Source organism: Streptomyces alboflavus (assembly GCF_000716675.1).
Taxonomy (GTDB): Bacteria; Actinomycetota; Actinomycetes; order Streptomycetales; family Streptomycetaceae; genus Streptomyces; species Streptomyces alboflavus.
Map to the genome: position 1 here is coordinate 36486 of NZ_JNXT01000044.1, position 13707 is coordinate 50192.

Below are 13707 nucleotides of genomic sequence, written 5' to 3' on the forward strand. Positions count from 1 at the left end.
TCGGCATGGCCGGGAGCGAACGTGTGGAACACGTGCGGGTGGCGGTGATCGGGTCCGGGTTCGGCGGGATCGGGGCCGCCGTCCGGCTGCGCAGGGAGGGCGTCACCGACTTCGTCGTCCTGGAGCGGGCGGGTGCGGTCGGCGGCACCTGGCGGGACAACAGCTACCCGGGCTGCGCCTGCGACGTGCCGTCCCACCTGTACTCGTTCTCGTTCGCGCCGAACCCGGACTGGCCGCGCACCTTCTCCGGGCAGGAGCACATCTGGGACTACCTGGAGGGGGTCGCGGACACCTTCCGGCTGCGTCCGCACATCCGCCTCGACACCGAGGTCCTGAAGCTGACCTGGGACGCCGACGAGCTGCGCTGGCTGATCGAGACCAGCACCGGGAACCTCACCGCCGACGTCGTGGTCTCCGCCACCGGACCGCTCTCCGACCCCAAGACGCCCGACATCCCGGGCCTGGACACCTTCCCCGGCAAGGTCTTCCACTCCGCGCGCTGGGACCACGACTACGACCTGCGCGGCAAGCGCGTCGCCATGGTCGGCACCGGGGCATCCGCGATCCAGATCGTGCCCGAGATCCAGCGCGACGTGCGCAGGCTCACCCTGTTCCAGCGGACCCCGCCGTGGGTCCTGCCGCGCGCCGACCGGGCCATCAGCGGCGTCGAGCGCTGGCTGCACCGGCAGTTGCCGTTCACCACCCAGGCGCGCCGCGGCATCCTGTGGGGCCTCCGCGAGCTCCAGGTGCAGGCCTTCACCAAGCGGCCCGACGAACTCGGCCTGATCGAGCGCATCGCCAAGCGGAACATGGAGCGGTCCGTCAAGGACCCGGCGCTGCGGGCCAAGCTGACGCCGACGTACCGCATCGGCTGCAAGCGGATCCTGCTCTCCAACTCCTACTACCCGGCGCTCGCCAAGCCGCATGTCGACGTCGTCGCGAGCGGCCTCGCAGAGGTGCGCGGGTCCACCGTCGTGGCCGCCGACGGCACCGAGGCCGAGGTCGACGCGATCGTCTTCGGGACCGGCTTCCACGTCACGGACATGCCGATCGCCGAGCGCGTCGTCGGCGCGGAAGGACAGACGCTGATGGAGTCCTGGAAGGACGGCATGAAGTCGCTGCGCGGCGCCACCGCCGCGGGCTTCCCGAACTTCTTCACCGTCATCGGCCCGAACACCGGCCTCGGCAACTCCTCGATGATCCTCATGATCGAGTCCCAGCTGAACTACCTCGCCGACTACATGCGGCAGTTGAACATGATCGGCGGCCGCGCCGCGCTGTCCCCGCGCACCACCGCGGTCGACGCCTGGAACCACCGCGTCCAGGAGCGCATGAAGCGCACCGTCTGGAACACCGGCGGCTGCACCAGCTGGTACCTGGACGCCAACGGCGTCAACACCACCGTCTGGCCCGGTACGACGACGGAGTTCCGCACCGCCACGCGCCGCGTCGACCTGTCCGAGTACGAGGTCACACGCGCCCTCGAGCGGGAGGCGGAGCCCCGGCCGCGCACCGCCCGCAAGAGCAGGCCGTCGAAGGCGAGGGCCACCGCATGAGCAGGCTCACCCACGTCCGCGGCGGCCCCTACGCCCCGCCGGTGCCCGCGCACGAGCTCACCGCCGTGTCCGCCGACGGCGCGCGGATCCACGTCGAGGTGCACGGCGCCGAGCACGCGCCCGCCGTCGTCCTCGTGCACGGCTGGACCTGCTCGACGGCGTTCTGGGCGGCGCAGATCCGGGCCCTCGCGGGCGCGTACCGCGTGATCGCCTACGACCAGCGCGGGCACGGCCGCACCGAGGCGCCCCTGGAGGCCGCCGGTTACGGCACCCGGGCCCTCGCCGACGACCTGGAGGCGGTGCTCGCCGCGACCCTCGCCCCCGGCGAAGCGGCCGTCCTCGCCGGTCACTCCATGGGCGGCATGACGCTGATGGCGGCGGCCGACCGGCCCGGCGTGCGCGACCACGCGGCCGCGGTGCTCCTGTGCAGCACGGGCAGCTCTCGGCTCGTCGCCGAGTCGACGGTCCTGCCGCTGCGCGCCGGGGGACTGCGGACCCGGCTCACCCGCCGCGTACTCGGCTCGCGGGCACCCCTCGGGCCGGTGACGCCGATCGCCCGGCGGGTCCTCAAGTACGCCACGATGGGGCCCGGTTCGGCGCCCGAGCGGGTCGAGGTGTGCGCGCGGATCGTGCACGGCTGCCCGCGCGTGGTGCGCTACCGCTGGGCGCACGTCCTGGACGAGCTGCACCTGGACGCCGGGGTGGCCGCCCTGACGGCGCCCACGGCGGTGCTCGCGGGGACCGCCGACCGGCTCACGCCCGTCGCGCACGCCCGGCGGATCGCGGCCGCGCTGCCGCACTGCCTCGGCCTGACCGAGCTGACCGGCGTCGGCCACATGACGCCGGTGGAGGCGCCGGAAGCGGTGACCCGAAAGATCATGGAACTGGCCGAGGCCCATGTCGTACGACAGCCCGTGCGGGAGTCCGCGCGGCAGCACGAGAGGGAGGGCGCGTGAGCAAGGTGAGCCTGGAAGGACAGGTCGCGGTCGTCACGGGGGCCGCGCGCGGGGTCGGTGAACTCCTCGCCCGCAAGCTGTCGGCGCGCGGCGCGCACGTGGCGCTCGTGGGCCTCGAACCCGACGAGCTGAAGCAGGTGGCGTCCCGGCTGCACGGGGAGGCCGCGTACTGGCACGCCGACGTCACCGACCACGAGGCGATGGCGCGCGTCGCCGAGGAGGTCAAGGAGCGGTTCGGGAAGGTCGACATCGTCGTCGCGAACGCCGGGGTGGCGAGCGGGGGGCCGTTCCTCGGCTCCGACCCCGTCGCCTGGCGGCGGGTCATCGAGGTCAACCTCATCGGCAGCGCGGTGACGGCGCGGGCGTTCCTGCCCGTCCTCATGGAGAGCCGCGGCTATCTCCTCCAGATCGCCTCGCTGGCCGCGCTGACGCCCGCGCCGATGATGACCGCGTACTGCGCGTCCAAGTCGGGCGTGGAGGCGTACGCGCACGCGCTGCGCGCCGAGGTCGGCTACAAGGGCGTGAAGGTCGGCGTCGGCTATCTGTCCTGGACGGACACCGACATGGTGCGCGGCGCCGACCGGGACGACGTGATGCGGGAGCTGCGGTCGCGCCTTCCGTGGCCGTCCAACAAGACGTATCCGCTGGGGCCCGCCGTCGACCGGATTGTCGCCGGGATCGAGCGGCGCTCGGCGCACGTGTACGCGCAGTGGTGGCTGCGGGGCATGCAGGGCATGCGGCCGTATCTGCCCGGGGTCATCGCCGCCGTCGGGCAGCGGGAGATGCGGCGCTTCGAGCCGCGGCTCGGGGAGGTGCCGACGGGTCTGGTCGGGGCCGGGGGCGCCGCCGACGTGGCGGCTCGCCGGGGGTAAACGGGTGGGTGGGGGAAATCCGTCGCGGAGCGTCGGGACAGGATCGCGCCCCACCGGCCCGCAGGTGAGCGTGGGAGTGGGGCCCGCCCAGGGAAAAGCCCGGGCGGGCCCCACATGTCCGGCACAGCGCAGCGTTACGCGTCGTAGTCCCGGTTGAAGCGGTCCTCGGCCTCCTGCTGCGCGTCGTCCAGGGAGTCCTGGGGCTGCTGGGACTTCTCGCGGGCCTGCGAGGAGCGCTCGCTCTCCTCGCTCCGCCCGCGCTGCGCGGCCTGCTTGGCCTTCTCGGAAAGCTCCTGCGCCTTGTCCTGGAACTGGTCCTTCATGCCCATGCTGGTCACTCCCGATGTGGGTGAGGGGATTGGGCCTCGACCAGACTCACACGGCGGCATGGGCCGCGCATTTCGATCACTCACCCTCAGTGATACGCCCCGTTCAGCGCCGCCTCAGGCGTCCCGCGGCGGCAGCTTCGGGCGCCGCCGGTCCGGCACGTCCGCGTAGCCGGGGGGCACCGCCGCCGGGCGCAGCGCGAGCAGGTCGAGGGCGACGCGCACCGCGTCGTCGAGCTGGGCGTGCCGTCCCTCCGCCCAGTCCAACGGCGTGCGCAGGACGGCGAGATCGGGCTCCACGCCGTGGTTCTCCACGGACCAGCCGTAGCCGTCGAACCAGGCCGCGTTCATCGGCACCGTGATGACCGTGCCGTCGCCGAGCGTGTGCCGTCCGGTCATCCCGACCACCCCGCCCCACGTCCGCTGCCCCACCACGGGCCCGAGGCCGAGGAGCTTGAACACGGCCGTGATCATGTCGCCGTCGGAGGAGGTGGCCTCGTCGGCGAGGGCGACGACCGGGCCCCGGGGCGCGTTGGAGGCGTACGACACCGGCTGGGCGTCCCGGGTGAGGTCCCAGCCGAGGATCTTGCGGGTCAGCTTCTCCACGACCAGCTCGCTGATGTGCCCGCCCGCGTTGCCGCGCACGTCCACGAGCAGCGCGGGCAGCGACATCTCCAGGCGCAGGTCCCGGTTGAACTGCGCCCAGCCGGACCCGCCCATGTCGGGGATGTGCAGATAGCCGCACTGGCCGTCGCTCAACTCCCGTACGACCTCACGCCGTTTGGCCACCCAGTCCTGGTACCGCAGCGGCCGTTCGTTGACGAGCGGCACGATGGCGACCCGGCGCGCGCGGCCCTCGCCCGCCGCGGGCTGGAAGGTCAGCTCCACCGTGGTGCCGCCCGCCGCCGCGAGCAGCGGGTAGGGGCCGGTCACCGGGTCGACGGGGCGCCCGTCGACGTGGGTGAGGACGGCGCCCTCGCGGATGCCCGCGCCCGCCAGCGGTGAGCGCGCCTTGGAGTCGGAGGACTCGCCCGGCAGGATCCGCTTGACCACCCAGCCCTCGTCCCTGTGCACCAGGTTGGCGCCGAGCAGCCCCATCGCCCGCTGGTAGTGCGGCGGCCCCTCGTTGCGCCGGGCGGGGGTGACGTAGGCGTGCGAGGTGCCGAGTTCGCCGAGGACCTCGCGGAGCAGGTCGGCGAACTCGTCGGGGGACGCGACGCGCTCCACCAGCGGGCGGTACTGGTCGAGCACGCCGTCCCAGTCGATGCCGCACATGTCCGGCTCCCAGAACAGGGCGCGGATGAGGCGGCCCGCCTCGTCGAAGGACTGCCGCCACTCCGCGGCCGGGTCGACGTCGTGCAGGATGCGGCGCAGGTCGAGCCAGACGGTGCTGTCGCTGTCGCCGGACTCGGTGGACGGCACGGCCCGCAGGTCGCCCTCGTCCACGACGACGAGCCGGGAGCCGTCCCCGCTGGTCGCGAACCAGTCGAGGTGGTCGACGAGTTCGGACTTCTTGGCCTTGGTGATGTTGAAGTACTCCAGGGTCGGACGGCCCGAGGTGTCGGCGGGGTTGGCGAAGGTCTCGCCGAGCGCGCCCGAGATGGGCCAGCGCAGCCACACCAGGCCGCCGCCGCTCACCGGGCACAGCGCCGAGTACTTCGACGCCGCCACCGGGAACGGCGTCACCCGGCTCGCCAGGCCCTCCGCCTCCACGGTCACCGTCCCGTCGCCGGAGCCGTCGTCGCCGTCCGCGTCCGGGTCGAGCCCGCCCGCCGCGGGCCGTCCGTCGGGAAGCAGCGCGAACGGCGAGGGGGTCGCGGACGACAGGGGTACGAGGTAGGGGCGGCAGCCGAGCGGGAAGGACAGGTCGCCGGTGTGCACGTCGTAGACGGGGTCGAAGCCGCGCCAGGAGAGGAAGGCGAGGTAGCGGCCGTCCCGCGTGAACACCGGGTTCTCGTCCTCGAAGCGGCCGTTGGTGACGTCGATGACGGTGCGGGCCCCGGGGCCTTCGATCCGGGCCAGCTTGATCTTCCGCAGGGACCGTCCGATGCCGGGGTGGGACCAGGTGAGCCAGGCCCCGTCCGGCGAGAAGGCGAGGTCGCGTACGGGGCCGTTGAGGGACCGGATCAGCTCGGTGACCTCGCCCTCGCCGTCCGATGCCCCGGCGGCCACGTCGTCGGCCGCCTCGTCGTCGGGCACGGTGACCAGGAGCAGCCGCCCGTCGTGCGAGGCGATGGCGAGCCGCTCCCCGTCCGGGTCGGACACCAGCTCCTGCACCCGCCCGAGCTGCCCGGCCGCCAGCCTGCGCGGCTCCCGGGCGCCGCTGGCCCGGGGCAGATAGGCGATCTCGATGGCGTCCTCGCCCTCGGCGTCGGTGACGTACGCGACCTGCCCGCCGGTGCCCAGCATCTCCGGCAGCCGCACCCGCACGCCCGGGGTGTCGGCGATGGTGCGGGCGGGGCCGTCGCGGTGGGTCAGCCAGTACAGGCTGCCGCGTACGACGACGGCGCTCGCGCGGCCCGTGGTGTCCACCGAGAGCGCGTCGACGTGCTGCGCGGCAGGCACCTGGTACGTCCGCCGTCCCGCGCGCGGGCCGCCGATCTCGACCTCGACCCGGCGCGGCTCGGAGTCGGCGGCCAGGTCGTCCACCAGCCAGATCTCGCCCGCGCACTGGTAGACGACGCGGGTGCCGTCGCTGGCGGCGTGCCGGGCGTAGAAGGCGTCGTGGTCGGTGTGGCGGCGCAGGTCGGTGCCGTCGGGGCGGCAGGAGTACAGGTTCCCCACGCCCTCGTGGTCGGAGAGGAACGCGACCCGGCCGGACACGAACATCGGCGCGTCCAGATGCCCCCCGAGGTCCGCGAGCAGTCGCTCGCCGTGCAGCCAGAGGCGGCCCGTCGCGCCGCCCCGGTAGCGCTTCCAGGCGGCGGGCTCGTGCGGCGGCTTGCCGGTCAGGAGCAGCGTGCGGCGCTCGCCGTCACCCTCGCCGTCGAGCACGGCGATGTCGTGCACCGGGCCCCAGGGGAGCTTGCCGCCGGGGGAGCCGTCGGTGGGGACGCTGTAGGCCCAGCAGAAGTGGGAGAAGGGCTGGCCGTGCGAGGAGACGGCGAGGATGTCGCCGTCCGGGGTCCAGCCGCAGACGCGGGTGTCGGTGGAGCCCCAGTAGGTCAGGCGCCGCGCGGGGCCGCCGTCCACCGGCGCCAGATGGATCTCGGGGTCCAGGCTGCGCCAGCTCGTGTACGCGATGTGACTGCCGTCGGGGCTGAAGCGGGGGTGCCCCACCTTGGTGCGGTCCGCCGTGATGCGCCAGGCCCGGGCGGGTGGGGTGCCCTCCGGGGGGAGGGGGGTCACCCAGAGGTCGTCCTCGGTGACGAAGCAGAGTCGGTCGCCGCTGACGTGGGGGAATCTTAGGTACGCCTGAGTCACCCTCCCCATGGTGCGGCAACTTATGGGGCTTCGCCCCTTTCCCCCTGTTGGCGCTTCGCGCCTCGTCCTCAAGCGCCGGACGGGCTAAATGCGTGTGGCTCACGACACGTACGAAACCGTTTCGTTTCGATAGGGGGTCCCGGTAGAGTTCTCGGCATCGCAGTGGAATCGGGAAGGAGTCCTCATGGCCGAAGTGGCGGCGGCGGCGCCGCGGCGGAGCCGGATCTCGCCCGAGCGGGAGGCGGAGCTTTATGAGGCCGTCCTGGAACTGCTGCGCGAGGTCGGGTACGACGGGCTGACGATGGACGCCATCGCCACCCGCACCCGGTCCAGCAAGGCCACGCTCTACCGCCAGTGGGGCGGCAAGGCCGAGTTGGTGGCGCGGGCGCTGAGGCACGACAAGCCCGCGTCCATGGCGGACATCGACACGGGGTCCCTGCGCGGGGACTTCATGCGGATGGTCGCCCTCCACGACGACTGCAAGATGGAGCAGGACCAGGCGCTGATGCGGGCCCTGTTCCACGCCGTCCACGAAAACCCAGAACTGCACAAGGCGCTCCGGCAGTTGCTCATCGAGCCCGAGATCACCGGTCTCAACGAGCTGTTGCGCCGCGCCGTCGCCCGGGGCGAGATCGCCGCCGACAACCCGGCGCTGGAGTACGTCATCCACATGCTGGTCGGCGCTTTCGTCGCCCGGGGCCTGGTCGAGGAACGCCCCGCCGACCAGGAGTTCCTCCGCAGCTACATCAACGCCGTGATCCTCCCCGCCCTCGGCGTCTGACGCTCACCCCGCCGGGGATCCCTCGCGGTCGCACCCGCGGCCACACCACCACCTGACGCGCCCCCGCTCACGTCGTCGGGCCGATCACCCCTGCCCCTCGGCCGATCACCCCTGCCCCTCGGGCCGATCACCCCTGCCCAGAAGCCATCAGCCACCACGACCTGACCGGGAGTACTCCCCGTGGCCACATTCCTGTACAAACTAGGCCGACTCGCCTTCCGGCGACGGCACTTCGTCGCCCTGATCTGGGTCGCGCTGCTCACCCTCGCGGGTGTCGGCGCGGCGTCCGCGCCCACTGCGGCCTCCAGTTCGTTCTCGATCCCGGGCACGGAGGCGCAGAAGGCCTTCGACCTGCTCGACGAGCGCGTGCCCGAGGCCAGTGCGGACGGCGCGAGCGCCCGGGTCGTGTTCAAGGCGCCGGCCGGTGAGAAGGTCACCGACCCGGCCAACAAGGCCGAGATCCAGAAGACGGTCTCCAAGCTCAAGTCCGGCTCGGACCAGGTCGCTTCGGCCGCCGACCCGTTCGCCGCCAAGGTGGTCTCCAAGGACGGCACGACGGCGTACGCCTCCGTGACGTACAAGGTCACCTCCATGGAGCTGACCGACGGCAGCAGGGACGCGCTGGAGAAGACCACCGACGAGGCGCGCGACAGCGGCATGACCGTCGAGGTCGGCGGTGACGCGCTGCAGGCCATGCCGCACACCGGTGCCACGGAGATCATCGGCATCGCGGTCGCGGCCGTGGTCCTCGTCATCACCTTCGGCTCGCTGGTCTCGGCCGGGCTTCCGCTGCTCACCGCGCTGATCGGCGTCGGCATCGGCGTCTCCTCGATCGCCGCGCTCGCCAGCGCCCTCGACCTGGGCACGACCACCTCGACGCTGGCCATGATGATCGGTCTCGCGGTCGGCATCGACTACGCGCTGTTCATCGTCTCGCGCTACCGCGCCGAACTCGCCGAGGGCCGCGAGCGCGAGGACGCCGCGGGCCGCGCCGTCGGCACGGCCGGGTCGGCCGTCGTCTTCGCCGGTCTGACCGTCGTGATCGCGCTCGTCGGGCTCGCCGTGGTCAACATCCCGATGCTCACCAAGATGGGCTTCGCGGCGGCGGGCACGGTGGCCATCGCCGTACTGATCGCGCTCACGATGATCCCGGCGCTGCTCGGGTACGCGGGCAGGAAGGTCACGCCGACGGGGGAGAAGGGGAGGCTGTTCGGCGGTCGCAAGAAGGCCGCCGGGACCGGTCCGGCCGAGGGGAACGCCTCGTCCGAGGGGAACGCCCCGGTCAAGGGCAGCGCCCCAGCCAAGGGCAGCGCCCCCGCCAAGGAGAACCTCGGCACCCGCTGGGCCCGCTTCGTCGTCCGGCGCCCCGTCGCCGTCCTGCTGCTCGGCGTGCTCGGCCTCGGCGCCGCCGCCCTGCCCGTCTCGCAGCTCGAACTCGGCCTGCCCGACGACGGCGCGCAGCCCACGTCCACGACCCAGCGCAAGGCCTACGACCTGATCGCGGACGGCTTCGGGCCAGGCTTCAACGGCCCGCTGATGGTGGTCACCGACCTCAAGGGCGTCGACGACGCCAAGGGCGAGGCGGCCGCCGTACAGAAGAAGATCGCGGGCCTCGACGACGTGCTCACGGTCGGCCCGCCGCAGCTCAACAAGGCCGGCGACACCGCGATGATCAGCGTCGTGCCGTCGTCCAAGCCCAGCGGCACCGAGACCGAGGACCTGGTGCACGCGATCCGCGGCGAGGCGAAGGACGTCAAGGCCGACAGCGGCGCCGAGGTCATGGTCACCGGCACCACGGCCATGAACATCGACGTCTCGGAGAAGCTCAACGACGCGCTGATCCCGTATCTCGCGCTGGTGGTGGGCCTCGCGTTCCTGCTCCTGATCGTCGTCTTCCGCTCGATTCTGGTCCCGCTCAAGGCGGCCCTCGGCTTCCTGCTGTCGGTGCTCGCCGCGCTCGGCGCCGTGGTCGCGGTCTTCCAGTGGGGCTGGCTCGGCTCGCTGTTCGGCGTGGAGCAGACCGGCCCGATCATGAGCATGATGCCGATCTTCATGGTGGGCGTGGTCTTCGGCCTCGCGATGGACTACGAGGTGTTCCTCGTGACCCGGATGCGGGAGGCGTACGTCCACGGCGAGAGCCCGCACGAGGCGATCGTCACCGGCTTCAAGCACGGGGCGCGGGTCGTGTCCGCGGCGGCGGTCATCATGATCGCGGTGTTCGCCGGGTTCATCGGCTCCAGCGAGCAGATGGTCAAGATGATCGGCTTCGGCCTCGCCATCGCGGTCTTCTTCGACGCGTTCATCGTGCGCATGGCGCTGGTCCCGGCCGTCCTCGCGCTGCTCGGCCGCAAGGCCTGGTGGCTGCCGAGGTGGCTGGACCACTCGCTGCCGAACGTGGACGTCGAGGGCGAGGGCCTGCGCACCCCGGCCGACCAGGGCGACCCCGACGAGAAGCGGGAACTGGTCCGCGTCTGAGCCGACCGGGCCGGTGCCGCGCCCGAATCAATGGGGCACGGGGGCGGCCGCGTACGTACGACGCAGGAAGCGGATCAGCGCCGAAGCGTCGAACTGCACGACCGCCACCCCCTGCGCCGAGTGGAACTCCAGGATCGTCTGGACCCGCCCGCACGGCCAGATGCTCACGTCGCCGCTCTCCGTCGGGGCCCGCAGGCCCTGTTCGAGCAGCTCGCGGCTGAAGGTCCAGTCGTGGGACCCAGGGAGGTCGACCCGCACCGAGCGCGGGTCGGCCTCCGGGTCGTAGCGCAGCGCGACGGGGACGACGACGTGCTCGTCGGGGGAGTCGGTGACCAGGTGGGCCCGGGTGTACTGCTCGACTGCGGACATACTGACTCCTCGTAGTCGTTCCGGCCCACGGAAAGCGGCTCTCCCCCTAATGTCCCATATGTACGCATATGCCACATGGGGCGAAGGGGGGAGTGGAGGCGGTCCGGGGCGCTCCCGGCCCGCCCCAATCGTTGCTGGGCCGCTCTTGCAAGCGATTCGCAACAACGCCCATCATTGAAAGGTTCACGAGCGACCCGCTCGGAGCGATCCGCTCTTGTCATGAGCGCCTCCCCACGCTCATGACCTGCGCCTTTCCAGGAGCACGCGCATGCATGTCCCCGATGGCTTCATCAATGCGCCCGTTTCCGTCGCCGCCGGTGCCGTAGCAGTCGGCGCGGTCGCCGTGAGCCTGCGTGGCGCGCGGCGTGAACTCGACGAGCGGACGGCACCGCTCGCCGGCCTTGTCGCGGCCTTCATCTTTGCCGTACAGATGCTCAACTTCCCCGTGGCGGCCGGAACAAGCGGCCATCTGCTGGGCGGAGCCCTTGCGGCGATACTCGTCGGCCCCTATACGGCGGTCCTCTGCGTCTCCGTCGTCCTGCTCATGCAGGGCCTGCTCTTCGCCGACGGCGGCCTGACCGCGCTCGGCGTGAACATCACCGTCATGGCGTGCGTGACGACGGTCGTGGCGTACGCGATCTTCCGCGGCCTGGCGAAGGTCCTGCCGCGCGGCCGCCGCTCGGTGACCGCGGCCGCGTTCACGGCCGCGCTCGTGTCGGTCCCGGCCGCGGCCGCCGCCTTCACCCTCCTCTACGCCGTCGGCGGCACCACGGACGTGCCCCTCGGCAAGGTCGCCACGGCCATGATCGGCGTCCACGTCCTGATCGGCATCGGCGAGGCCGCCATCACGGCGCTCACCGTCGGCGCGGTCATCGCGGTCCGGCCGGACCTGGTGCACGGGGCGCGCGGCCTGACGGCGCCGCTGAAGCTGCGCGTCGGCGGCGAGCTGGTCGACGCCCCCGCCACCCCCGCTCCCGCACCGGCCCCCGCCGCCGCGGGCTCGCACCGCAAGCTGTGGGCCGCGGGCCTCGTCACCTCCCTGATCCTCGCGGGCTTCGTCTCCTTCTACGCCTCCACGAACCCCGACGGCCTGGAGAAGGTCGCCCACGACAAGGGCTTCGACAAGGGCGAGAAGGAGCACGACGCGGCGGACTCGCCGCTCGCGGACTACGGCGTGAAGGACATCAGCAACACCCGCCTGTCCGGCGGCCTCGCGGGCGTCATCGGCGTCGGCGTGACCGTGGTCGCGGGCAGCGCGGTGTTCTGGGCGGTACGACGGCGGCGCGACGGCGACGGCACGGAGAGCGGCCCCGCGTCGACGGCCACGGACGACGTGACCGCCGCGACGGCGACCTCCGCGACCTCGACGACCTCCGCGACCTCGGCGACCTCCGTGACCAAGCCCGCGGAGAACGCCTGACATGGGTGCGGGCCACGCCCACCGCCTCTACCGGCACGGCCACTCGCCGGTGCACGCCCTGCCCCCGCACACGAAGCTGACCGCCGTCTTCTGCTTCGTCGTCGTGGTGGTCTCCACGCCCCGCGAGGCGGTGTGGGCGTTCGCCGCGTACGCGCTGCTGCTCGCGTCGGTGGCGTACGCGGCCCGCGTACCGCCCCTGTTCTGGCTGAAGCGGCTCCTCATCGAGGTCCCCTTCGTGGCGTTCGCCCTGCTCCTGCCCTTCGTGGCCGAGGGCGAGCGCACCGAGGTCCTCGGGATGTCCCTGAGCGTCCACGGCCTGTGGGGCGCCTGGAACGTCCTCGCCAAGGGCACCCTCGGCGTCGCCGCGTCCGTCCTGCTCGCCGCCACGACGGAACTGCGCGAACTGCTCCTCGGCCTGCAGCGCCTGAAGCTCCCGCCGCTCCTCGTCCAGATCGCCTCCTTCATGATCCGCTACGGCGACGTCGTCGCCGACGAGATGCGGCGCATGCGGATCGCGCGCGAGTCCCGCGGCTTCGAGGCGCGCGGCGTGCGGCACTGGGGCGTGCTCGCCAAGTCGGCGGGCGCGCTGTTCATCCGCTCCTACGAACGCGGCGAGCGCGTGCACCTCGCCATGGTCAGCCGGGGCTACGCGGGGTCGATGCCGGTCATCGACGAGGTGGCGGCGACCCGCGCGCAGTGGACGTACGCCCTGACCCTGCCCCTGACCGCCCTCGCCGTCTGCCTGTTGGGATGGACCCTGTCGTGACCACCGCACCGCCCCCCTCCCTGGAGGTCACCGGCCTCGCCTACGCCTACCCCGACGGCCACCAGGCCCTGTTCGGCGTCGACCTGAGCATCGCGCGCGGCGAACGCGTCGCGCTGCTCGGGCCCAACGGCGCGGGCAAGACCACCCTGGTCCTGCACCTCAACGGCATCCTCACCGCGGGCGCGGGGAGCGTCACCGTGGCCGGGCTGCCCGTCGGCAAGCGGCACATGGCGGAGATCCGCCGCAAGGTCGGCATCGTCTTCCAGGACCCCGACGACCAGCTGTTCATGCCGACGGTCCGCGAGGACGTGGCCTTCGGGCCCGCGGCGGCCGGGGTGCGCGGCCCCGAGCTGGAGGCGCGCGTCCTGAAGGCCCTCGGGCAGGTCGGCATGGCCGCGTACGTCGACCGGCCGCCGCACCACCTGTCCTTCGGCCAGCGCCGCCGCGTCGCCGTCGCCACCGTCCTCGCCATGGAGCCCGAGATCCTCGTCCTCGACGAGCCGTCCTCCAACCTCGACCCCGCGTCCCGCCGCGAACTCGCCGACATCCTGCGCTCCCTGGACGTCACCGTCCTCATGGTCACCCACGACCTGCCCTACGCCCTCGAACTCTGCCCCCGCGCCCTGATCCTCAGCGAGGGCGTCATCGCGGCCGACGGCCCCACCGCAGAACTCCTCTCCGACGCCGACCTCATGAGCAGCCACCGCCTGGAGCTCCCCTTCGGCTTCGATCCGAAGTCCGTACGGGAGAAGAGCTAGTGGAA

At 72.5% G+C, this 13707-nt stretch carries 11 protein-coding genes; 8 read left to right on the top strand and 3 right to left on the bottom strand.

Annotated elements, in window-relative coordinates:
* The first annotated feature begins 5 nt into the window (after nt 1–5).
* The 3 genes from OO63_RS28655 to OO63_RS28665 are packed head-to-tail and all read left to right on the top strand — an operon-like array spanning nt 6 to nt 3384.
* A complete protein-coding gene (locus OO63_RS28655; RefSeq protein WP_030359435.1) occupies nt 6–1556 on the top strand; it encodes a flavin-containing monooxygenase in 1551 nt (516 codons plus the stop codon).
* Nucleotides 1553–2512 (top strand): alpha/beta fold hydrolase, encoded by a 960-nt coding sequence (locus OO63_RS28660; protein WP_030359436.1) that lies wholly within the window; start codon nt 1553–1555, stop codon nt 2510–2512. The genes OO63_RS28655 and OO63_RS28660 overlap by 4 nt, the downstream gene beginning before the upstream one ends.
* Nucleotides 2509–3384: an SDR family oxidoreductase gene (locus OO63_RS28665; protein WP_030359437.1), complete on the top strand. Its 876-nt coding sequence runs from the start codon at nt 2509–2511 to the stop codon at nt 3382–3384. The genes OO63_RS28660 and OO63_RS28665 overlap by 4 nt, the downstream gene beginning before the upstream one ends.
* Before the next feature lie 134 nt (nt 3385–3518).
* Here the strand turns inward: OO63_RS28665 and OO63_RS28670 are convergent, their stop codons facing one another.
* Both OO63_RS28670 and OO63_RS28675 read right to left on the bottom strand, forming a co-directional pair.
* The gene (locus OO63_RS28670; protein WP_030359438.1) at nt 3519–3713 is read right to left on the bottom strand and encodes a hypothetical protein; all 195 of its coding nucleotides are present in this window, start codon (nt 3711–3713) and stop codon (nt 3519–3521) included.
* A 114-nt stretch (nt 3714–3827) separates the two neighbouring features.
* A complete protein-coding gene (locus tag OO63_RS28675) occupies nt 3828–7133 on the bottom strand; it encodes a S41 family peptidase (RefSeq protein ID WP_234311228.1) in 3306 nt (1101 codons plus the stop codon).
* A 184-nt stretch (nt 7134–7317) separates the two neighbouring features.
* Between OO63_RS28675 and OO63_RS28680 the strand changes: the two genes are divergently transcribed.
* On the top strand, nt 7318–7914 hold the full coding sequence (locus OO63_RS28680) for a TetR/AcrR family transcriptional regulator (RefSeq protein ID WP_030359440.1): 597 nt from the start codon (nt 7318–7320) through the stop codon (nt 7912–7914).
* A 180-nt stretch (nt 7915–8094) separates the two neighbouring features.
* A complete protein-coding gene (locus OO63_RS28685) occupies nt 8095–10389 on the top strand; it encodes an MMPL family transporter (RefSeq protein ID WP_030359441.1) in 2295 nt (764 codons plus the stop codon).
* A 27-nt stretch (nt 10390–10416) separates the two neighbouring features.
* Here the strand turns inward: OO63_RS28685 and OO63_RS28690 are convergent, their stop codons facing one another.
* Entirely contained in the window at nt 10417–10758 is a 342-nt protein-coding gene (locus tag OO63_RS28690) for an SsgA family sporulation/cell division regulator (RefSeq protein ID WP_030359442.1), read from the bottom strand.
* A 268-nt stretch (nt 10759–11026) separates the two neighbouring features.
* Between OO63_RS28690 and OO63_RS28695 the strand changes: the two genes are divergently transcribed.
* Genes OO63_RS28695 through OO63_RS28705 form a run of 3 tightly spaced genes read left to right on the top strand, consistent with a single transcriptional unit; the run spans nt 11027 to nt 13702 of the window.
* Complete coding sequence (locus OO63_RS28695) at nt 11027–12178, top strand: energy-coupling factor ABC transporter permease (protein ID WP_030359443.1); 1152 nt, start codon at nt 11027–11029, stop codon at nt 12176–12178.
* A gap of 1 nt (nt 12179) precedes the next feature.
* Nucleotides 12180–12944: a cobalt ECF transporter T component CbiQ gene (cbiQ, locus tag OO63_RS28700; protein ID WP_030359444.1), complete on the top strand. Its 765-nt coding sequence runs from the start codon at nt 12180–12182 to the stop codon at nt 12942–12944.
* Complete coding sequence (locus tag OO63_RS28705) at nt 12929–13702, top strand: energy-coupling factor ABC transporter ATP-binding protein (protein ID WP_030359445.1); 774 nt, start codon at nt 12929–12931, stop codon at nt 13700–13702. The genes cbiQ and OO63_RS28705 overlap by 16 nt, the downstream gene beginning before the upstream one ends.
* Nucleotides 13703–13707 lie beyond the last annotated feature (5 nt).

What these genes read in the sequence shown, in the direction of transcription:
- OO63_RS28705 (WP_030359445.1), top strand. Translation starts at nt 12,929, where the DNA reads ATGGACCCTGTCGTGACCACCGCACCGCCCCCCTCCCTGGAGGTCACC.
- OO63_RS28680 (WP_030359440.1), top strand. Translation starts at nt 7,318, where the DNA reads ATGGCCGAAGTGGCGGCGGCGGCGCCGCGGCGGAGCCGGATCTCGCCC.
- OO63_RS28670 (WP_030359438.1), bottom strand. Translation starts at nt 3,713, where the DNA reads ATGGGCATGAAGGACCAGTTCCAGGACAAGGCGCAGGAGCTTTCCGAG.
- OO63_RS28655 (WP_030359435.1), top strand. Translation starts at nt 6, where the DNA reads ATGGCCGGGAGCGAACGTGTGGAACACGTGCGGGTGGCGGTGATCGGG.
- OO63_RS28695 (WP_030359443.1), top strand. Translation starts at nt 11,027, where the DNA reads ATGCATGTCCCCGATGGCTTCATCAATGCGCCCGTTTCCGTCGCCGCC.
- OO63_RS28660 (WP_030359436.1), top strand. Translation starts at nt 1,553, where the DNA reads ATGAGCAGGCTCACCCACGTCCGCGGCGGCCCCTACGCCCCGCCGGTG.
- cbiQ (WP_030359444.1), top strand. Translation starts at nt 12,180, where the DNA reads ATGGGTGCGGGCCACGCCCACCGCCTCTACCGGCACGGCCACTCGCCG.
- OO63_RS28690 (WP_030359442.1), bottom strand. Translation starts at nt 10,758, where the DNA reads ATGTCCGCAGTCGAGCAGTACACCCGGGCCCACCTGGTCACCGACTCC.